This window comes from Enterococcus sp. AZ035 (genome assembly GCF_050548325.1).
In the GTDB taxonomy this organism is placed as follows: Bacteria; Bacillota; Bacilli; order Lactobacillales; family Enterococcaceae; genus Enterococcus; species Enterococcus faecalis.
In genome coordinates this window covers 2,650,270-2,670,845 of sequence record NZ_CP172958.1, presented here as the reverse complement: position 1 = coordinate 2,670,845, position 20,576 = coordinate 2,650,270, and the positions used below count along the sequence as shown (strand labels likewise).

The window sequence follows — 20,576 nt, the reverse complement described above, 5'->3', positions numbered from 1 at the left end:
ATCAAGCTACCGTCTTAAACGGTCTACCAGAGAGCGTATGTCTAGTACGCTCTCTTCGTATTTATTATAGCAAGGTATCACCTAAAAAGCTAGCCGCTAAATCCTCAATAGGATTTAGCGGCTTCTTTAATTTTCTCTTGTCAAAATCGTTTGTGTAATTTCATACAATTGTTCTTTCGCTTGGGCCTTTGTTTCAGGAAGTTTGCTGATTTCTTTCAGCGCTTTTTCTGTGTAATGAGTGGCTAATTGTTGGGCCTTTTCTACGCCACCTAGTTCATGGACAAGACGATAAATTTCCTGTGTTTCTTCATCGGTCAAGGCTTCTTTTTTCATTAAAAGTGGCAACAAGACTTCACGATTGGCTTCAAGTGCATAAATCAAGGGCAAAGAATACACGCCTTGACGTACGTCTTCTAAGACGGGTTTGCCGATAGCATCAGCAGTTTGTGTATAGTCCAAAATATCATCAATAATTTGAAAAGCCAGTCCGATATTTTCGCCGATTTCACCACAACGTTTGGCAAAACGTTGGGAGGTGCCACTTTCATAGGCACCGACAAAACAACTTAGCGCAAACAGTTCCGCTGTTTTCCCAGAAATATTTTTTAAATATTGGTCAATCGTTACCTCGAAATTATAGCGATTGTCCATTTGACCAAGCTCACCAGTCAGGACTTTTTCCATACTGCGCGAATTTAATTGAATGCTTTTTAATGAAGAAGAATAATCAGATAAGAGCTTGAAACAGCAAACAAAAAGATAATCGCCTGTATACACGGCTGTGCTATTGCCAAAGCGCGAACGCAATGTTGGCAAGCCACGACGCGTATCGGCTTCGTCGACAATATCGTCGTGAACTAACGTGGCGGTATGCAGTAATTCAATGGAAGCCGCTAACGCTGTCGCCTTTTTAGGGTCCCGCTGTTCACCAAAATAAGAGAACAACAGTTGGTAGGCTGGACGTAGCAATTTGCCGCCAGAATGAATCATGTCATGGACAGCAGCTTGAATTTCTTGATTATCGATTTGAACCGCTTGTTCCATCAAGCGAAGAGTAGTTGTTAATTCTTTTGATAACGTAGGATAGGTATTCCACATAGGATGTATATTCATAAGATGACTCCTTTAATTGTGGCGGACAGGTTTTCAATTAGAAAAATTGACTCCACTTATGTTTCGTTGTTTGTTCATAATTCAGTTGGAATTTTCGTAACGTCTGGACATGTTGTAGTAAATAATTAGCGGCAATCCCAATGGCAATCCCCGAAAGTAACCCAAACAGAGATAAAAATGGCAAGTACAGCATCGGCGCCCACGAATGAGCAAAGAAAGAGGTCGTTAGCAACTGACCAACGTTGTGTAAGAAACCACCAACGGCACTAATCCCAATAATGCTGACCCGTTTTGGCCCCAGCTGCTTGACAAGCAACATGCCGAAATAACTTAATAAGGCACCACTGGCACTATAGAAAAAGGTCGAAAGTGTGCCGCCCAGTAATGTCGTTAAAATCAAACGTAAACAGACTAGGAAAAAACTATCACGCTTACGCATGGTGAAAATCGCAATAATGGTAATTAAATTTGCTAGACCGAGCTTTGCCCCAGGAGCAAATGCGAAAGGGTAAGGAATCATATTTTCGATTAAACCAATAATGACCCCTTGGGCAACGAGCATAGCAATATAAATATTCTTGTGTAATTTGCTCATAGTTGTCGTGCTTAATAAATTAAGCTACCGTCTTCACTCCCATCAGAAGCTTCCACGGTGATAAACAAATTGTGGGGTAGACAGGCAATCGGGGTTTCACCAGGTTTGGAAATCCAGCCTCGCCGAACATCCACTAAGTCAGCACAGTTGGCTTCCTTCACGCGGATACGATCACCATCTACTTCAATCAGGTTGTAATCACCGTCTTTTGCTTCGTATTTATATGTATAATGCGGGCCGTCCTTTTTTAAGTCAAAGACTTTGATTACTTTGTTGTCTACTTTCAAGACTGCTTGATACGTAGCCGCTTCTTGACCACGGTTTTGCATGGCAAAAACAACAAGGGGCAGAAAAGAACCAAGAACTAAAACAGCAATAATAATAACGTCCCATGTTTTCAAGCGACTTTTCTTAATGAATTCTTTGATCGTCATTTTCTTCTCTCTCCTTTGGTGTTTTTTTCTTGTCTATCATAACATAATGAACGGAAAAGAAGTATTCTTTTCCAGTTGAGCCACCATATTATATAAAAGAAAATATGTGGGACAAAAGTCATGCTTGACTGCTGTCCCACATACTAAATCCTATGATAGTCAGCTGGAGACATGTGTCTCAGCTTTTGCTCGTAGTTGTCAATCGATTATCGATTGCTTACTTACCGCCGTATCTAGCTTTCGGGGTACCATACCACGCTTTACCAAGTTTGCGTTGAATCCATGGAATTACCCAGCGGTCTAAACCGACAGCACGGCCTGAACCGTTCATCAAAGCAAAAGCGACAAAGATAAACCAGATATTTACCCAATAGAACATGCCAGATAAACAGAAGGCAATTGTTAAACCAATTGTAGCAGCACTTGATAACCAAGTGAATAAACCAGCAATCAATGCTAAAGCAATACATACTTCAACGATTGTCATGAATTTTTGCATGAACAAAGCAACTTCTTGGTTTGGCATCATAAATTTCATTACGCTTTCGAACCATTTAGGCATGTGATCAAACACTTGCATTGGTGTTTCGCCGTAAGCGTAGCTTAAACCAAAGTGCGCTGCTTGTGTTGCCGCATCGGCACCACCGCTTGCCGCCGCATCCGCCGCACCACTTGCAGCAGTTGTTGCTGTTTCAGTTGCTTGAGAAGCACCTGTTGTTACTTGTTCTTGTAACCAAGGGAATGGGAAAACGACTTTATCTGTGAACCAAGAACCGTCACCAAACCAAGTGCTTGGTTTCAAGTAATCGCCGTTGCCGACAATTTTCTTCATTGATTCGACTAACCAAACCATACCATAGAAGACACGTAGCGGAACACTCCACAAGACATTGCCGTAACGAGACGTATGTCCGCGAGCAACAGAACGATCATCTTTAATATGGAAGATTTCGTGCATAATGTATTGGAACATGTAGTAACCAGAACGAATATCAAAGAAGTATTTCAAGTTAACGATATGTTTCATAATGATGGCTAAGAAACCACTCAAATGAATTTTATCGAATAAGTTGGCAACGCCCCATTTCGCGCCGATGGAAACCATGAATCCTTGGTAGTTTCCTTTAAAGGCGTGTTTTTCGCCGCCTTTAATATCTGCAACGATGTTGGCAGCCGCAGTATGACCTGTTTGTTCAGCTGCTTGAACGATTTGAGGAGTTGGTGTGTTTGGTGTTTCTTCGTAATAAACCAAGTCACCAATGATATAAATGTTTTTGTCTTCGTAACCTTTTGCTTGCATGTATTCATTCGCAACTAAACGACTACCACGTGCTGCTTCTAAACCAAAGTCAGCGGCATCAGAAGTTGCTTTCACACCAGCTGTCCAGATTAACGTATGCGTTGGTACTTCAGAACCATCTTTTAATTTAATGTGATCTGCTGCAACTTCAACGATTGGTGAGTTCAATAATAATTGAACATTTTTCTTTTCTAGATAACGTTCTGCTTTGGCAGCATCGTTACGAGATAACATGTTTAAGATGGTTGGCATTGCTTCAACAACCATTAATGTAATTTCGTCTGGATCAATTTTGGCATCTTTCGCTAAACGATCTTTCCAGTCGATTAATTCGCCGACCATTTCGATCCCAGTAAAACCAGAACCACAGACAACGAATGTTAACATTGCTTTGCGTACTTCAGCATCTGGTTCGATGGCTGCTTTAGCAACGGTTGCTTCAATGTGATGACGAATTTTCACTGCATCATCAAATGACCATAAGGTGAAACCATTTTCTTTCACGCCTGGTGTTCCAAAGTCGTTTGGTTCGCCACCCATACCCAGAATTAACTGGTCAAATGGATAAGAACCTGCTAAAGTTTTCACAACTTTGTTTTCTTTGTCGATTCCAGTAACAGTATCTGTTACCAATTTTACGTTTTTCTTGCGTGAGAACAAACGTTGTAAGTCGTATTGAATTGCTTCTGGTTCAACACGTCCGCCTGCTACTTCATGCAATTCGGTCATCATAGTGTGGTAAGAATGGCGATCAATCAATGTGATTGTTACGTCCGTATCTTTTTTAAATTTCTTTGCTAGAAATTTAGTAGCTGAAACGCCAGCATACCCAGCACCTACAACGACAATATTTTGCTTTGTCATTGACAATCCGCTCCTTAATATTGTAAGTAGTAAAATAGTGATAATGATTAATAAGTACACAATCGACTAACATTATATAAGTATTTCACGAATTTGTCTAATATAAATTTTAATTGTCAACAAATTTACTCCAACGATGAGTTTTTGATGAAAAAAAGACCGAAATGTAAATATTTTTAGGGGATGGTCTTGACAACGTTTTTAAAACCATTATAATGTGTAATGTATCACAAACTTTTGATGTTTGTGAAAATCATGAAAGAAAAGGTGACTATCAATGAAAGTGAATAAATTTGTTAAAGGTTTTGCGGCAATTGCATTATCAAGTTTAGTATTAGCAGCATGTGGTGCAGACAAGAAAGACAACACAACGAACTCTTCTAGCGCAGCATCTTCAGAAACGAAAAAATCAACGGAATCATCAGCACCAGCGAAAAAAGTTGCCGGTGGCGATTTAAAAGATGGTACGTATAAATTAGAAGAAAAAAATGAAAAAAATGGTTACCGTGCAGTCTTTGAAATGACTGTAAAAGACGGCAAAATCACTGAATCTAAATATGACAACATCAATGCTGACGGCAAGTCTAAAACAGAAGACACTAAGTATGAAGAAAGCATGAAAGCAAAATCTGGTGTTGGACCAAAAGAATACATCAAACAATTAAACGATTCTTTTGTTAAAGCACAAAGCGCAAGCGGTGTGGAAGTAGTAACTGGTGCGACTCATTCATCTGAATCATTCCAAAACTACGCACAACAATTAATCCAAGCAGCACAAGCTGGTAACACAGACACAATCGAAATCGACAATGGGGCAACATTGAAAGATGGTACGTACTCATTGAAAGAAAAAAATGACTCAAACGGCTACCACACAACATTCTCAATGACTGTGAAAGATGGTAAAGTGACTGAATCTAACTACGATAACGTGAACGCTGACGGCAAATCTAAAAAAGATGACACTGAATACGAAAGCAAAATGAAAGACGTTGCTGGCGTTGGACCAAAAGAATATATCGAAACATTAAACAAAGAATTTGTTAAAGCAATGGGCGAAGAAGACGGATCACCTGCAGGTGTTGAAGTAGTAACTGGTGCAACACACAGCACACATTCATTCATCAACTACGCACAACAATTAGTGAACGCTGCTGAAAAAGGCGACACAACTGAAATCGTTGTTGACAACATCGTAACAAAATAAGTAATAATAAATGAATCGTGAAGTAGTTCCTGAAATGCTTTTCAGCAAGTACTTGACACCATTGAGGGGTTGGGAAAAAGTCGGTTAGCTGACTTTCCCGCCCCTTTTTCTTCGCTAGTTCTGTCCATCATTTCACAAATTTTTTCACAGAAATTTGTGAATTTCCAAGAGAAAGACTTTTCATTTTTTCCAAAAAAGGCTACTATGCAAGAGAACTTATTTTTTAATTAAAGAAGGAAAGAAGAGGGAATCCTATGAAAAAGAAACTTCTGCTCATGGTGAGTGTTCTAGCAGTGCTGTTTGTGGCAGCTGCTTGTTCCTCAAAACCAGAAGCGAAAATTAATACAGAACCATACTCTGACCGTCAAACAATGCTTGGTACCTACGTTCAAATTCGCATCTACGATGATGGCAAAGAAGACGTCTTACCGAAAGCCTTTGCCCGTGTCAAAGAACTAGGCGATAAAATCACCGTCAACCAACCAGGTTCAGAAATTGATGAAATCAACCAAGAAGCAGGCGTGAAACCAGTCAAAGTCTCAGATGACTTGTATCCTTTGTTGAAAAAAGCCTATGAATACAGCAAAGACTCCCGCGGCGGCTTTGACATGGCAATTGGCCCAATCACCTCTATGTGGCACATTGGCTTCGATGATGCCCGCAAACCAAGCCAAGCCGAAATTGATCAAGCCTTGAAACTTGTCGATTACACGAAAGTCAAATTCAACGACAAAGAGCAAACCGTTTACCTTGAAGAAAAAGGCATGCAATTGGATTTAGGCGCAATTGCCAAAGGCTTCATCACCGACGAAGTCGTGAAAGTCCTCAAAGACAACGGCGTCACCACCGCTATCGTCGATTTAGGCGGGAATGTTTACGTCTTAGGACACAGCCCACGTGGCAAAGACATGGACTGGACAGTCGGCATTCAAGATCCGAATAAAGCCCGCAACACAGTCTTAGGTCAAGTCAAAGAAAGCAACAAAACCTTAGTCACATCAGGAATTTATGAACGCTACTTAAAAGTCGATGGCAAAACATACCACCATCTCTTCGATCGTGAAACTGGCTATCCGTTTGATAACGACATCGCGGGTGTCACCATTATCACCGACAAATCCATCGATGGTGATGGTCTCTCAACAGCCGTCTTCTCAATGGGCGTCAAAAAAGGACTAGAATATGTCGAAAGTCTGAAAGGAACCGATGCCATTTTCGTCACAAAAGACGACAAAGTCTACATCAGCAAAGATATCGAAGGCAACTTTGAAATCGGCAAAGACTCTGGCTATACGATGGGGAATCGGGCCGATTTGAAATAAGGAGCGACTAAAAATGTCTTTAAATGTGTTTTTAAAAGTAGTGGAAATTCAGACGAAGCTAGCCAGTCTCTTTCCCTTCATTATCGGGGTCTTGTTTTCAATGACCTATTTCGGGGAAGTTCAGTGGGGCAACACGCTGGTTTTCTTCATTGGCATGGTGGTCTTTGATATGGCCACCACCGCCATTAATAATTACATGGACTTCAAAAAAGCCAAATCTGACGTCTATAAATATGAAGAAAATATTATCGGACAATCAGGCGTTTCACCACAACTGGTCCGCAACATGATTTTCGCCATGATTGCCTTCACTGCCGTTGTGGGTGCTTACTTAACGGTTCAAACAGGCTGGCTCTTCCTCGTATTAGGCGGGATTTGCTGCTTCATCGGGATTTTCTACACGTATGGACCGATTCCGTTATCCCGCATGCCCTTGGGGGAAATTTTCAGTGGCTTCACGATGGGCTTAGGCATCTTCGTCTTAACCGTTTACTTGAACGTGGTTAACCAGCCGCCGTTTTACTTAACGGTTGATTTCGCCAGTGGCGCCTTTCGCTTAGACGGCAATCTCTGGGCGGTGCTTGCGATTGTCGTGGCGTCCTTGCCCTTGGTCTGTTCGATTGCTAACATCATGCTCGCCAACAATTTACGGGACTTAGATACGGATATTGAGAACCACCGTTATACATTAGTCTATTATATTGGGCGCCCAGCGGGGATTGTGCTGTTTCAAGTGTTAGCGTTAGCTGGTTATCTGGTGATTTTATTCGGCTTCATTAGTGGTATTTATCAATGGCCTGTGTTAATCACGTTTGCCACTCTGCCTGTCATTTGGAAAAATATTCAAACGTTTAAGCAAGAATTGCCGCAGCCAAAAAGTTTCCGTCATTCCATTAAGAACTTAATGGTTTTCAATGGCACCTATGCCTTAGGGCTATTCATTAGCGCCTTACTTGGTTAGTCTTGCGGAAAAATAGCGGGCTGGGCGAAAAAAATACTGTTTTTTTTCAGGTGCCTACTTCAAAACAATCAAACAAAGCTCAAAATGTTAGTATTCGTTGCTAACATTTTGAGCTTTTCTTGTTAAAAAGAGCGGAATCTTAAAATTTTGTCAGGGGATTTTGGTAAAAATTTGCCGAAATCGCCCTTTTTTTGAGCCGATTATTAAATAACAGCTGTTGTAACCCTTGTCAGAATAGGAACCTTCAAAATTTTCGCATGGGGTGCGAAAAAATCGTCAATTTCTGCTGGGGGTTTCTTTGTTATTATAGAGGAGTAACAAAAGGTTGTTTTGTCTTTCTTGTGTAAAAGGGCAAGAAAGGCTAGCGAGTTAAAAGGAGGTTTTTCAATGAAAAAAAAGCGTTATTTAATGATTGTGTGTCTACTATCTTCTCCTAGTTTTTTTATAAATGTTGAAGCGTCTGATGGTGGTTCTAGTTCGGTGGGGATTGAATTTTACCAAAATCCGAGAACACCCGCTCCTAAAGATCCCCCACCGAAAACAGATGCGCCAGCTGCTGATCCCAAGGAACCAGCTGGTCCTCCGCAAGGAGATCAACGAAGTGGTGGTTCGACACAGACCACCACAACTGGCTCAACGCTCCCTCGTACAGGGAGCAAGAGTCAGGCAAATTTGAGCATTCTCGGCTTCGCCTTAATCGGTTTGGCGGGAATCGTACATAGAAAGAAGGGACGACATGAAGCAAACTAAGTGGCAACGATTAGCAACCATTGGCTTGTGTAGTTCTTTAGTAATTAACGCCTTTTCTGGTGTGACGGCAGTTGCGGAAACCGTGACGATTGAAAGTAGTCCGACCGCCGAAAGTAGTGCCAAGGCAGAGACGCCAGCCAGTAGCGTGAAGGAAGAAACAACGAAAGCCAGCACGGAAAATAGTCAAGTAACGACTGACACGAGTCAGGAAGAAGAAACGAAAGAAACGGAGAAACAAGCAGAAACAGAAGCAAAAGAAGAGCAGAAAGAAGAACCGCAAGCAGAATCACCAGCAAATAGTAGTGAAAATGACCTACAAAAGAGCATTTCACCACGTTGGGTACCGAATAATCAAGTGATTTATCCGAGAATGACCTTTGGCTTTACTGATGAAACCTTAACGTTATCAGGGACGTATTATAAATTAGCTCGTCACACGGCAACTAGTCAATGGCGCGCATACGCTGATAGATATCCAATTGTTTCTTCTAATGCAGGTGGTGGGCAATATCGAGTAGCTGTCAATGCAGCAGTTCCTTTGCCGTACGATTTTTTCAAAAATTTACCAGCAGGTTACGATCTGAACATATACACAATTGAACAATTAAAGATTGATAACACGTTAAAGTATGTTGATAATATTGCTGCTTCAACAGGTACAATTAGAGCTACTTCATACATTAATCAGCAAGTATCTGAGACGCCACAGTTTGGTAATCAGGGTCTTTGGAGCGTGGGTGGAAGAGGGAATAAATTTTCTAAAAATAGTGCAAATATCTTTTCTCTGAGTTCAGTGACTAATACGACTAATCATGAAGAACTATTAAAGTTGTTGCAAGTCACAAGTGCTAGTAATGGTACAAACCCTATAGTAATACTAGTAGGATTTGATGGTACACCAACGTATCAACAAACAGTCAATTACGTAGTCACACGGAAACAAGTCACCGAAAAGTTCGTAAATACTAGTGGCGTAGCCATTACACCGCCAACAGGGTTTACCCAAAATAAGAAAACACCAATGACCAGCAATGCTTTCACCTTCAAACAAGCTGGTACCTTACCAGATACCTACACAACAGGCGGTAAGACCTACAAGTTCAAAGGCTGGTACAAAGGGAAAACCAAACCAAGTACCTTGACCACAACGAAAGCGCCAAGTTATGCGGTGACGTATGATGGGAATGATGACTTGAATGTGGTGTATGAGGAAGTAGTCACCAAAACCTATACATTACCTAGCAAAGAAATTACTTTTGGCTATGTAGACGAAAAAGGTAATTTAATCAATCCTGCTAATTTCACATTGAAAGCAACGATGTCTGAAACAACGAAAAGTGGCAAGACGACACTGCTTCCAACGATTACAGGAACCAATGTAACGACAACGAATCTTAAAAAATTAACGATTCCACAAAAAGTCTACACCTTACCAGAGCCTATAGATGATACCACGTATGGTACACGAGGTGTTACACATGAAATTCCAAAATACTATCGCACCATTTCAATCTCGCCAACGGCAACTTATACAGGGGATAAAACGAAATATCCACTTGCAAATGAGGTCAGAAAGGAGATTGAAAATCCAAGTACGATTGTTAGTTCAAAGCCTGGTACAAATATATATGACTTAATCAAAAACAATAACACATCATATCGCACTCACCTATATTTTTGGGAATGGGATACGACTAAGGCGCCATACGTAATGGGCGTTTACTCTGGTATGGTAGGAGTAAATTACAATTTAGCTACCCCAGATAAAACTGTTTATTATTATTTAGAAAACCGCCGTGTCACCGAAAACTTCGTAGACACAAACGGTGCCAAAATCACAGCACCAACAGGTTTCACGCAGGGCAAACAAACAGTGATTAACAGTGACCCATACACCTTCAAACAAGCAGGCACCTTACCAGACACCTATACAGCAGGCGGCAAGACCTACAAGTTCAAAGGCTGGTACAAAGGCAAAACCAAAACCGAGCCTTTGAAAACGACGAAAGCGCCAAGTTATGGAGTAACCTATGATGATAATGACGATTTGAATGTGGTGTATGAGGAAGTAAGAGCCTTTGATTTTCCTGCAGAGACATTCCAATTTGGTTTTGTTGGTGAAGATGGTAAGTTAGCGAATCCTGCAGATATTAATATTACGTACAATCATACGGGGATTTCTTTTAGACGACCTGCAGGAGTAGATCCAAGCGTTTCTTACAAAACAATTGCTGCCAATCAGAGTGGTACAACGGTAGGTAATTTTAAACAGGTGATATTTCCTGCGACAACTATCGAGCGACCTACTACAACCGGCTGGAATGGAGATGTCTTTTCTGACTTCTCAATCAAGCTTCCTAAATATTATGAATCGTTAAATCTTTACGATAAAACAGGGAAAATTGGGACGAATTATCCATTGCCTAAACTAGCAATAATTAGCACGATTGCACCAGATAATGTTTTCACTGAAGCAGGGCTTATTTCTAATTTAACTTTAACACAGAGGGAAGATAGGAGTTATACACCGTGGGAGATAAATGTGACGATAGATTCTAGTGTTAAATATCCGAATATTATGAGTAGAAGTATTAATAGTTTAGATGAAAGCGATGGAAATATTAGATATAAAACAATCGAAGGGCCAATCTACTATCATTTAACCAATCGCAAAGTCACCGAAAACTTCGTTGATGCCAACGGTACCAAAATTACCGCACCAACAGGCTTCACCCAAGGTAACCAAGTACCGATGACTAGTAACACCTTCAAGTATACAGCGGCGAAAGCTTTACCAGCGACGTATACTGCAGGTGGCAAGACTTATACGTTCCAAGGGTGGTATAAAGGGAAAACTAAGCCAAGTACGTTGAACAAAACCACAACACCAACGTTCAATGCGACCTTTGATGGCAATGACGATATGACCGCCATGTATAAGGAAGAAATACCAACGGCTAGTGTCACATTAACTCGACCAAAAGAAGTGATCGATACGAATACCAATGTAATCTGGACAACAACGATCACGAATACCAGCAAAGCACCCTTACAGAATCTTACCTTGAAAAAAGGGCCCAATTGGTCAGCTGGTCTGACGATCCCGACCTTTATGGAAGTGACACCAGAAGGAGAAACGACAAAATCAATCCCAGTAAATAGTACACTTTGGACAGATGGGGTTTCTTTACCAAATGCCGTTCCTATCGGCAAAAAAGTTTCAGTTGCTTTCACAACGCGCGCAACAGGGAAACCAAACACTGTTTTGAAAGCAGAAGTTGTAGTATTTGGTGGTATTAAAGATAGTGCAGTGGATAACTTCGTGAGAATTCGTCCAAATGATCAAGAAGTAGTCACACCAACGACCGAAGGCTTCATCAGTGTGCCAACCTTCGACTTCGGCCAAGTGGGCGTTGCAGGAACTAAGCAACAACACAGCTTGAAACAAGCCGCGGATTACTACGGTAACGGTACCCGCAATCCGTATGTCCGAATTAAGAAAACGCAACCGAATTGGAGCTTAACAGCGCAACTGTCACAACCAAAATCAGCGACAGACAGCTTGCCTACAGCGACCCGCTTATTATTAGGGGCGGCACCTGTCTCTAGCTTCACCAATTACAATCAACCAACCGAGTTGAAAAATACGGTCGGTACCACGAGTGCCATTAGCTTAACAGCCAACAACACGGCGACGAGTATTATTGCCAACAAGCAATTCACAGGTAGTAATGTTTACCAGTTGGACTTCACCTTCAATAATGTCAAACTTGAAGTGCCAGCCAATCAAGGTGTTAAAGGGCAGCAATACAAGGCCGCAGTTACATGGAACCTAGTTACAGGTCCTTAAAATAGTTAAGTTATCATGAGAAAAGCTCAAAATGTTAGTTGTTATTACTAACATTTTGAGCTTTTTGGTTTAAAAGTTAAGAAAAAAATAGTTGGAGTTCGTTAAAAGAGCGTTTAAATCCTTGATTTTCGCTAAAATAACACTTGTTTTCAAAGGGGACAGAGGCGCTCAGCCTTGAAAGGATAGGAATCACTAAAAAACGGCACTCAATATGTCAAAATTTGAAATTTCAAGCGGTGTGTTCTTTGGTAAAATAAATAAAAAAATGCTAGTTATCAGTATCGATAATAACAGGATACTGATTAAGAAAGGACTTTATAGAGACTATAGATTGAATTTTTACATAGAAAGAAGGAGCAAGATGAAGCGAGTAAATTGGAAAAGATGGCTAGTTGTTGGGTTAAGTTGTTCTTTGTTCATGGATTCAGTGGTCGGTGTGACTGTGTTAGCGGAAACGATTACTGGGGCGACGGAGCAAGGAGTAGCATCATCTCAGTCTAGTGACGAAGCGAACCAGACGACACAGCCAACCGAAGAGTCACAGGCAACGGTCGCTAGTGAAGCGAAAACAGTGCCGCCACAGGAAACGGCAAGAATTGCTTCTCGAGCGATTGGTTATTCTTCTGTGGAAGGGCGCGAGATTCCCTTTTTCTTTGTGGAGGAAGACGGGACGTTGTTTGATCCCGACCGGATTACGATGACGGTCAATCTTTCTTCGTTTTCGTTTTATGAAGAGAAATTACAACGAACCCCCCTTGAGCCCACCACTGTGAATGGCGGAAAGTTACTGTCTATTCCAACGTCACCAGCTTTTAAATATGATACCAACAATCGGGATCCAAGTAACATTTATGGCGTTTCTGAAGTGTCGTTTACTATTCCTAAGGAGTATCAAAGCCTGGACATTCGACCAAGTACGTTTTATACAGGAGACACTACGCAATATCCAGTGCCAACGGTTTTTGCGAACGTTGGGGGCAAAGTGACGAACTATGTGGGCGCCAATGCGGAGACGGAATTAGAGTTAACCAATGAAAAAATGCCCAATAAGCTGACGTTTGGTCCTAAAAAGACGTTTAAATATACGGTAGCTACGGCACCAGGAGGCGTTACGTATGCACTGACCTATTTTTATGGAGATGTCGGCGGTCCAACTAGTTCGCACCAAAGACGAGGAACAGCGGGTCCTGTGTATTATTATTTAACCAAGCGGCGTGTCACGGAAAAATTTGAGAATCCCGCAGGCGGGGCGATTCCTGCGCCAGAAGGTTTTACGCAGGATAAGAAAACCATTGTGACAGGGGAGGATTTTACTTTTACCCAAGAAGGCACCTTGCCTGAACGTTACACAGGCAGTGATGGGAAGACGTATTTATTTAAAGGTTGGTACAAAGGGAATGCGAAACCTAGCACATTGGAAACCACCAAAACGCCTAGTTATGCGGTGACCTATGATGACAATGACGATTTGCATGTGGTCTATGAAGAAGCAGTGATGAAAACCTATACGTTGCCAGCGAGAGAAGCTTTGTTCGGCTATGTTGATGAGCAAGGAAACTTGATTAATCCCGCCAAGTTTAAGCTAAGTGCGACCATGGGTGAAAGTGACGGAACCACAGGGGAAATGACGACTTTTCCCACAATTGATGGAATCGATATGCCAGCAAGTCAATTAAAGAAATTAGCCATCCCGCAAAAAGTCTACACACGCCCAGACGATGGGACAATCGTAACTTATGGCCCGCAAGAAGTGAGTGTTGAAATTCCTAAGTATTACCAGACGATTTCGATTTCACCAACTACTGCGTATACAGGGGATAAAACCAAGTATCCAGTACCAAATGAAGTGCGCCGTGGCATCGAAAACCCCGACAACATTGTTAGTAGTTTAGTGGGAACCACTGCGTATAACTTGACCCAAAAAAGTGCCACACGCTATACTGCCCGCCGTTCTTACTGGACGTGGGACCCCACGAAGACACTTTACTCAATGAGTATCTATTCAGGAACTGCTGGGGGCAACTATAATTTATCGACCCCTGATGGCACCATTTATTATTACTTAGAAAATCGGCGGGTCACTGAACATTTTGTAGACGAAAGTGGCGCAAAAATCACGCCACCAACTGGCTTTACACAAGGAAATCAGCTAGTGGTGGACAGTGAAAACTATGTCTACACTGTCGCAAAAGCTTTGCCGAAGATCTACCAAGCTGGTGAAAAAACCTATATCTTCCAAGGCTGGTTTAAAGGCAAAACCAAGCCAGCAACATTAAAGACGACAACGACCCCAAGTTTTACACCAACTTTTAATGATGAGGACGACATGACCGCTGTGTACCAAGAAGCGATTCCCACCGCGGAACTAACGTTAACAGGTGCCGTTGACATAATCGAAAATGGCGCCACAATGGATTACTGGGAGGCGCTACTGAAGAACACAGGCGAAGCGCCGTTAACCACCATTAAAATCAAGCCAACGGCAACTTGGGCGGCTGGCATCGGCGCACCCAACACGATATTTGTACAAGGAACGGGTCAAAACACCAAAGCTTTTCCTGTCACCAAAGAACAATGGACGACCGGTGCAGGAGTGTCCATCACGTTGGATCAGCCTTTACCAGCTGGCGGTCAATTAAAAATGAACATATTAGGAACCACCGTGACCGGTCAACCTGGTCAAGTTTTAACCGCTGATGTTGAAGTAACGGGCAACTTTGGCAGCTTAACTGCCAAAGATACGGTCCGTATTAAAGACTTAGACCAAGAAATTACGAGCCCTGACGGCGACGGCTTTATTAGTACGCCAACATTTGATTTTGGTAAACTAGCAATTTCAGGAAGTAAGCAACAATATGGTTTGAAGAAGGCCGCAGATTACTACGGCAATGGCATTCGCAACCCTTATTTACGCCTGAATACTAGCCAAGCCAATTGGAGTTTAACGGCGCAGCTGTCACAACCGAAATCAGCCACAGACAGCCTGCCAACAACGACTCGCTTGTTGCTAGGAACGGCCACTGCTGCCAGCTTTACCGATTACAACCAACCAACAGAAACCAGGACACCACTTGGCAAGACCAGCACCGTGACTTTAACCGCCGACAATACCGCAACAGCGGTGGTCGCAAACCAACAGTTCACAGGCAGTGACGTCTATCAGTTGGACTTCACGTTTGCTAACATCAAACTAGAAGTGCCAGCCAACCAAGGTATGGCTGGCCAACAATACCAAGCCGCCGTCACGTGGAATTTAGTGACTGGCCCCTAAAATAAAAATGCCCGAGCCTCTTATTTTTCTAAGGCTCGGGCATTTTTATTGATGGTCTTTTGATGGTCGTTGTGCTATAATAGCAATGAAAAGAGAGATATGCTGTAACATACCTCTCTAGTGTAGAGCCGTTTAAGACGGTGACTTTTTGGATTATTTAAAAATAACCGTACTGGTCAAAGTAAACGGTTATTTTTTCTTGTCTTCTTTAACAACCTTTAGGATTCCGAAGATTAACGATAAATTTATTCGTACTTTTCGGGAAAATGTGCTATAATGAAAAGGAAAAGAGAGATATGCTTCAACATACCTCTCTGATGTAGAGCCGTTTAAGACGGTGACCTTTTTAGTTGCAAAAAATAACCGTACTTGGTCAAAGTAGACGGTTATTTTTTATTGTCATTTTTAAGCAATTTCACAATCAGCGCAATCAAAGCAATGGTAAACATACCAAACCCAAGAATTGTCTGAATTGTTTCATATGCTGACAACAGGCCTCTCCTTTCTCTAAATTTCGGAAATACGTGCATACGCATCACCTCTCTTTCAGATTGGATAGCCACCGCCATAACTTCTCTACACATAGATTATACCATGCGAAACAAAAAAATAATTAGTTTCCAATATATTTTTTTAGGAAATTGTGCTATAATGATAATGAAAAGAGAGATATGCGCTAACATACCTCTCTGATGTAGAGCCGTTTAAGACGGTGACCTTTTTAGTTACAAAAAATAACCGTACTCAGTCAAAGTTGACGGTTATTTTTTATTGTCATTTTTAAGCTTTAAAAGATTTTCCTGTTCCCTAATTGTTAAGAATAGAGAAGAAAAGCTCAAAATGTTAGTTCTTATTACTAACATTTTGAGTTTTTTTCAATAAATATCAAGAAAAATCAGCAGAAATTAGAGAGAAAATGGTGAATTCCACTGATTTCCAGGCTGTTTTTTACCAAAATACAGCCGCTCCTCCTTGGTATGAAAGGAATCATTGAAAATATCAAGTTGTCGTATCAAAATTTGAAATTTCAGCGGGGACTTTTTTTGATAAAATGAAAATCATACAAAAAATCATACATAGGACAATAAAAATAACAATAAAAAGTTACATAAAAAAGGAGAATGGCATGAATCAAAAAAGAAACCGTTTATTTGCAATCGCTTTGTGTGGTTCTTTACTAATCAGTTCATTAAATGGCATCCCAGCAGTTGCTGAAACCATAAACGCACCAAATATCACTCAAGAAAAACCACAAGAAGAACCGCAAACTGATGCACCACCAGAAAGTTCAGAGAGCGGAGCACCTCTTCGAGGACTACCAGTGATTCCACCAATTACAACAACGGTGGCAGAAGCGCAACCAGAAGAACCGCCAGTAGCAGAAGTTTCTGAAAACGTTCAACTGGATCAGCCTGTTCCGCTTATGCCTGACTCACAGCAAGGGAGCAAACGAGAAAATCGGGCAGGTACTGTTGCTGTTCCCGCCAAAACGTATAAATTAGCGTTTATTGATGAAGCGGGTAATTATATTGATCCCGCTAAAGTCACGATTACTGGCGATGTAATGAAGGTTGAAGCGCAAGGCACCTCTGGCAAAGTTGGTGAGGTTGTCACAAGCAATGTCGGTAATCTTAAAGAAATGACGGTGCCGACAGTGATGTTGGCTGATGATGATAGTACGGGAAATACGGGGTATTCGGGGGTTCAGAATAGTCAAATTCGTTTACCTGATTACTATGATTTACCTCAAATATCCCCCACTAGTTATCATACAGGCACGACATTTCCAATCGCTCAATCTAAGAGAGTTAGCGTCCCAAACAATGAAGTAACAGAAATAGATGAGAGTGGTATACGCTTTAAGTTGGCTAGAACTATTCCGAAGCAATACGAGTTTACTACAACTGCTTGGAACAGTGATGTATCAAAGACTAAGTTTGCTTATGGCTTTAGTCTGGCCACGACAAGTGGTGTCAATGCTTATTATACGACGGATGACACGGTTTACTATTATGTACCCAACAGACGGGTTAATATTTATTATAGTACCATGGTACCAAGCGCTTTACCTGCCTATCCTACAGGGTATAATGCCAGTCTTTCAAAAACAGTGGTTGATTCAGACAATTTTCACTATAAAGCACCAAAGGCGTTTCCAGCAAGTTACTCTTCTGGGAATCGTCATTTCCAGTTTAAAGGCTGGTACAAAGGGTCAGCAAGACCAGCGGACCCGAAAGCCGTTAAGTTAGAAACCTCATTGACGCCAGAGTTCGATGTCACTTATGATAATGCCGACAATTTATATGTTTTTTATGATGAAGTCGATGAAATGACCACTACTATTCCAGAAGTTACCTATAAGTTTGGCTTTGTTGATGAAAAAGGGGCGCTTGTTGCGCCAACGAATGTAGACATTCAGGCGAACTTAACAACTGTCGAGGATAAGGTGGTCCAGAAGGTGGGGGCTATTACAGGCGCTAATGTAGGCAATTTAAAACAGTTAACCGTTCCTAGCCAAACACTAACCTATGTACCTAAAATTAAAGTTGCTTCTTCTGGGGTAACCGATTTTCGGTTGACTATTCCCAAGCGCTATAAAATTCCAACAGTCACACCTGGTTCATTCTACACTGGCTCAACGACCGCCTATCCTTTGGCGACAACGCTGTTAAGGCATATTAGTGGTCAGGCAGATGAACGGATAACAACGGATGGCACTCGCTATAGTTTATATAATTTACCGACGCCTCATAGCTATCGTATGTACAGAAGTAGTTGGCAACCTGACGTTACCAACACGGGATTTAGTGCAACTTTAAACATGGCGACGACCGAGATTTATCCAGCTTATTTCACGACCGATAACACGATGTACTATTTCTTAGAAAACCGCCGCGTCACTGAACACTATGTTGATGAAGCAGGTGCTGAGGTACCGATGCCTACAGGCTTCACGCAAGGGAATCAAACGGTGATTGACAGTGATACTTATCATTTTAAATTGGCAAAGGAATTGCCGTTTAGTTATTTTTTAAACAATAAAGCATACCGATTTAAAGGCTGGTATAAAGGCAAAACCAAGCCTGAGTTGTTGGAAACGAGTCGAACGCCTGAGTATGATACAACGTTTGACGATAACGATGATTTAACCGTTGTTTACGAAGAAATTAAATACGGCGGAAATACGGTGACATTTGGTTTTGTTGGGGAAGATGGGCAATTGCTTCAGCCGACAGGGTTTCAGGTGACTACTGATATTGTTGAAACAATCGATGGGCTGAGTACGGTTTTAAGTAATGTTTCAGCTGTCGACAGTACAGGCAACGTTAAAACTTTGACGATCCCGCAAAAGGAATATGTATTGACTCCCCAGATGAATTTCTATGGAACAAAAAATTCATTGATTACGATTCCAAGACAATACCAAGAAATTTCTTTTACCAAACCTGCCAACTACCAAGGACTAGATTATCCAGTTGCAGGGCGTGTTGAGAATATGTTTAGTGGTAATCTGTATGTTGAGGGGGCACAACCACCTTACTTTTCTGCTTCGAAAGTCAAAGCCAATCAATACAAAATAATTGAGTTTCATTGGAAAGAAGAGCCTACACAAAGTTTCTCTAGTTTGTACAAAGCTACGTTAATTCGAAGTAGCGTGGCACCAACAGGCGTAGAAATGTATCCTAATAAGCCAATCTATTACTATGCGACCAATCGCCGAGTGACTGAAAACTTTGTAGATAAATCTGGCGCAAAAATCACGCCACCTCAAGGATTTACGCAAGGGAATCAAGTCACAGTCACCAGTGATCCTTTTACTTATACTGCTTCAAAAGCTTTACCAAGCGTTTATGCGGCTGGGGCAAAAACCTATAAGTTTGTTGGTTGGTATAAAGGAACCACCAAGCCAACGACCTTAAAAACAACGGCTACTCCTAATTATTTGGTGGATTTTGATGATAATGACGATATGACGGCGGTCTATGAAGAAGAAACGCCGACTGCTGCTTTAACTTTGACCAGCACCAACCGTGTCGTGAATAATGACGATAGTGTAGATTGGGTGGCAACACTGAAAAATACTAGCCTGGCACCACTTAAAACGCTGACAGTGAAACCAGCGACTACTTGGCCTGCAGGAATTGGTACGCCGACGTCACTTTCTGTCCAATTGGACGGACAAGCACCGAAAATTTATCCAGTAACGGCGACTACTTGGTCTGAAGGAATCAGCTTAACAGGTCTTGAAATACCGGCAGGTCAAACAGCCAACGTGACGCTTGTTGGCACCAAAATTTCAGGAACATCAGACCAACGCTTGACGGCAACCCTTGATGTTACAGGAAATTTTGCGACAGTGAGCGCCGCGGATGCGGTACGTCTGACAGATACAACCCAAGGAACAATTACACCAACAGAAGGCTTTATCAGCGTGCCAACCTTTGATTTTGGAAAAATGAATATTGCTAGTAAAACGCAACAATCAGGCTTGAAAAAAGCGGCCGATTACTACGAAAATGGTACACGCAATCCTTACTTGCGAATTAAGAAAAATCAACCGAATTGGCAGATGACAGCGCAACTATCTCAACCGAAAGCAACCACAGATAGTCTGCCAACAGCGACTCGTTTATTGTTAGGTCCAGCGAATGTTTCAAGTTTTACAAATTATAACGAAGCAACCGAACAAATCAAAGCAGTTGGTAAGACTAGTTCTTTGAGCTTAACGGCGAATAATGTGGCAACCAGTGTTGTCGCAAACCAACAGTTCACAGGTAGTGACGTCTACCAACTGGATTTTACGTTTGAGAACATTAAATTAGAAGTACCAGCCAACCAAGGAACCAAAGGACAACAGTACAATGCTGCGGTCACTCGGAATTTGGTGACTGGTCCCTAAAATAAAAAT

12 protein-coding genes are annotated in these 20,576 nt (G+C 41.6%); 7 read left to right on the top strand and 5 right to left on the bottom strand.

The genetic code is table 11. The annotated features are described in order from the left end of the window. Positions 1-126 precede the first annotated feature (126 nt). The 4 genes from IGL32_RS12745 to IGL32_RS12730 all read right to left on the bottom strand — a co-directional run bounded on the left by IGL32_RS12745 (position 127) and on the right by IGL32_RS12730 (position 4,306). The gene (locus IGL32_RS12745; RefSeq protein WP_002358954.1) at positions 127-1,113 is read right to left on the bottom strand and encodes a polyprenyl synthetase family protein; all 987 of its coding nucleotides are present in this window, start codon (positions 1,111-1,113) and stop codon (positions 127-129) included. A 37-nt stretch (positions 1,114-1,150) separates the two neighbouring features. Next, the gene (locus IGL32_RS12740) at positions 1,151-1,708 is read right to left on the bottom strand and encodes a Gx transporter family protein (protein ID WP_002354743.1); all 558 of its coding nucleotides are present in this window, start codon (positions 1,706-1,708) and stop codon (positions 1,151-1,153) included. Positions 1,709-1,719: 11 nt separating this feature from the next. Beyond that, entirely contained in the window at positions 1,720-2,142 is a 423-nt protein-coding gene (locus IGL32_RS12735; protein ID WP_002358956.1) for a NusG domain II-containing protein, read from the bottom strand. A gap of 217 nt (positions 2,143-2,359) precedes the next feature. Continuing rightward, positions 2,360-4,306, bottom strand: coding sequence for an NAD(P)/FAD-dependent oxidoreductase (locus IGL32_RS12730; RefSeq protein WP_002354747.1), 1,947 nt, complete (start codon positions 4,304-4,306; stop codon positions 2,360-2,362). 277 nt (positions 4,307-4,583) lie between these two features. Here IGL32_RS12730 and pplA point away from each other — a divergent pair, with 277 nt between their 5' ends. The 6 genes from pplA to IGL32_RS12700 all read left to right on the top strand — a co-directional run bounded on the left by pplA (position 4,584) and on the right by IGL32_RS12700 (position 15,667). Next, positions 4,584-5,513 carry an extracellular electron transfer flavoprotein PplA gene (pplA, locus tag IGL32_RS12725; protein WP_002378870.1) on the top strand — a complete coding sequence of 310 codons (930 nt, stop codon included), beginning with the start codon at positions 4,584-4,586 and terminating at the stop codon, positions 5,511-5,513. Positions 5,514-5,767: 254 nt separating this feature from the next. Then, positions 5,768-6,835: an FAD:protein FMN transferase gene (locus IGL32_RS12720; RefSeq protein WP_002354751.1), complete on the top strand. Its 1,068-nt coding sequence runs from the start codon at positions 5,768-5,770 to the stop codon at positions 6,833-6,835. 13 nt (positions 6,836-6,848) lie between these two features. Then, positions 6,849-7,796, top strand: coding sequence for a 1,4-dihydroxy-2-naphthoate polyprenyltransferase (gene menA / locus IGL32_RS12715; protein ID WP_002398519.1), 948 nt, complete (start codon positions 6,849-6,851; stop codon positions 7,794-7,796). Positions 7,797-8,183: 387 nt separating this feature from the next. Then, positions 8,184-8,546, top strand: coding sequence for an LPXTG cell wall anchor domain-containing protein (locus IGL32_RS12710; protein ID WP_002368511.1), 363 nt, complete (start codon positions 8,184-8,186; stop codon positions 8,544-8,546). Further along, complete coding sequence (locus tag IGL32_RS12705; protein ID WP_156210170.1) at positions 8,533-12,396, top strand: WxL domain-containing protein; 3,864 nt, start codon at positions 8,533-8,535, stop codon at positions 12,394-12,396. The genes IGL32_RS12710 and IGL32_RS12705 overlap by 14 nt, the downstream gene beginning before the upstream one ends. Before the next feature lie 211 nt (positions 12,397-12,607). Continuing rightward, positions 12,608-15,667, top strand: coding sequence for a WxL domain-containing protein (locus IGL32_RS12700; RefSeq protein WP_167591393.1), 3,060 nt, complete (start codon positions 12,608-12,610; stop codon positions 15,665-15,667). A 386-nt stretch (positions 15,668-16,053) separates the two neighbouring features. On the opposite strand, the gene pepG1 is transcribed toward IGL32_RS12700, so the two are convergent. Continuing rightward, positions 16,054-16,197: a type I toxin-antitoxin system toxin PepG1 gene (pepG1, locus tag IGL32_RS12695; protein ID WP_277813275.1), complete on the bottom strand. Its 144-nt coding sequence runs from the start codon at positions 16,195-16,197 to the stop codon at positions 16,054-16,056. Between the two features lie 596 nt (positions 16,198-16,793). Between pepG1 and IGL32_RS12690 the strand changes: the two genes are divergently transcribed. Continuing rightward, positions 16,794-20,567: a WxL domain-containing protein gene (locus tag IGL32_RS12690; protein ID WP_156210171.1), complete on the top strand. Its 3,774-nt coding sequence runs from the start codon at positions 16,794-16,796 to the stop codon at positions 20,565-20,567. Positions 20,568-20,576: the final 9 nt, after the last annotated feature.

Bases quoted from the DNA above. Each gene is read 5' to 3' on its own strand.
- IGL32_RS12745 (WP_002358954.1), bottom strand. From the start codon at position 1,113: ATGAATATACATCCTATGTGGAATACCTATCCTACGTTATCAAAAGAA.
- IGL32_RS12740 (WP_002354743.1), bottom strand. From the start codon at position 1,708: ATGAGCAAATTACACAAGAATATTTATATTGCTATGCTCGTTGCCCAA.
- IGL32_RS12735 (WP_002358956.1), bottom strand. From the start codon at position 2,142: ATGACGATCAAAGAATTCATTAAGAAAAGTCGCTTGAAAACATGGGAC.
- IGL32_RS12730 (WP_002354747.1), bottom strand. From the start codon at position 4,306: ATGACAAAGCAAAATATTGTCGTTGTAGGTGCTGGGTATGCTGGCGTT.
- pplA (WP_002378870.1), top strand. From the start codon at position 4,584: ATGAAAGTGAATAAATTTGTTAAAGGTTTTGCGGCAATTGCATTATCA.
- IGL32_RS12720 (WP_002354751.1), top strand. From the start codon at position 5,768: ATGAAAAAGAAACTTCTGCTCATGGTGAGTGTTCTAGCAGTGCTGTTT.
- menA (WP_002398519.1), top strand. From the start codon at position 6,849: ATGTCTTTAAATGTGTTTTTAAAAGTAGTGGAAATTCAGACGAAGCTA.
- IGL32_RS12710 (WP_002368511.1), top strand. From the start codon at position 8,184: ATGAAAAAAAAGCGTTATTTAATGATTGTGTGTCTACTATCTTCTCCT.
- IGL32_RS12705 (WP_156210170.1), top strand. From the start codon at position 8,533: ATGAAGCAAACTAAGTGGCAACGATTAGCAACCATTGGCTTGTGTAGT.
- IGL32_RS12700 (WP_167591393.1), top strand. From the start codon at position 12,608: ATGTCAAAATTTGAAATTTCAAGCGGTGTGTTCTTTGGTAAAATAAAT.
- pepG1 (WP_277813275.1), bottom strand. From the start codon at position 16,197: ATGCACGTATTTCCGAAATTTAGAGAAAGGAGAGGCCTGTTGTCAGCA.
- IGL32_RS12690 (WP_156210171.1), top strand. From the start codon at position 16,794: ATGAATCAAAAAAGAAACCGTTTATTTGCAATCGCTTTGTGTGGTTCT.